Genomic DNA, 536 nt, shown 5'->3' on the forward strand with positions numbered 1-536 from the left:
GATAACAGCATAAAAATACCTCCATAAAATAAAAAAGCCGACAACTATTGCGTAAAACGCAGAAGTCATCAGCTTATGATAAGCGGTTTCGGTTTCCCGTGGGAGAACATCATTCCCGTATGAACTTTTCTGTTATTATTATAACATTTTGCTGGCAAGTTGTCAATAGTGAATTTAAACCGAGAATTTCAATTTTGTACTTGACATAAGTCGAAAACTATGCTATAATTGACATAAGTCAGAAAGGAGATGCGAAAATGCCAAGACCACAGAAATCACGCCGTATCTGTTGTTACCCCGATTACTGGAGCTTTGCGCCCGATCAGGATACAGCTAACGATACGGTCGTTATGTCGCTTGACGAGTTTGAAACGATACGTCTGATAGATTATCAGTCAAAGACGCAGGAACAATGCGCTCAGGAGATGAACGTGGCGAGGACAACTGTCACGGCTATCTATGATACCGCAAGAAAAAAACTTGCTCAGGCTCTGGTCGAGGGCAGACGCATCATCATTTCAGGCGGAAATTATACT

1 protein-coding gene and 1 riboswitch are annotated in these 536 nt (G+C 41.6%); the gene reads left to right on the forward strand.

Going from position 1 to position 536, the window contains the following annotated elements; genetic code table 11:
* Window positions 1-52: 52 nt before the first annotated feature.
* Window positions 53-126: riboswitch (Fluoride riboswitch) on the reverse strand.
* Between the two features lie 131 nt (window positions 127-257).
* On the forward strand, window positions 258-536 hold a 279-nt coding region (locus CUS_RS09000), incomplete at its 3' end, for a DUF134 domain-containing protein (RefSeq protein WP_002849814.1).

Source organism: Hominimerdicola alba 8 (assembly GCF_000178155.2).
Taxonomy (GTDB): domain Bacteria; phylum Bacillota; class Clostridia; order Oscillospirales; family Ruminococcaceae; genus Hominimerdicola; species Hominimerdicola alba_C.